Annotated in this window: 1 protein-coding gene; it reads right to left on the bottom strand. The window is 54.9% G+C overall.

All coding sequences use genetic code 11. The annotated features are described in order from the left end of the window. Positions 1-194: hypothetical protein (locus MO867_RS23110; protein ID WP_252473496.1), on the bottom strand; the 194-nt coding region annotated here is incomplete at its 3' end. Between the last annotated feature and the right edge of the window lie 41 nt (positions 195-235).

Below are 235 nucleotides of genomic sequence, written 5' to 3' on the forward strand. Positions count from 1 at the left end.
CCCAGGTAAGCGATCTCACGGGCAAACATGACCTTGAGTTCCGCTACGGCTGCCGGGGTGAGTACCTCCCGGTAACCGGCTTGTTTACGGAACCCGCTTTTAGCCCGGTACTCAGGTAAGGCCAGGGGCTCCGGTAAGCCCAGTTTTTCCGTAAGAATGGCCAGGCTTTTATCCATCTCCTCGAATTTAAACACATCGTCTACCACCACGCGGTTCCCGATTGAGTACAGGTCAT

It is taken from the genome of Microbulbifer okhotskensis, assembly GCF_023895975.1.
GTDB classification, from domain to species: Bacteria; Pseudomonadota; Gammaproteobacteria; order Pseudomonadales; family Cellvibrionaceae; genus Microbulbifer; species Microbulbifer okhotskensis.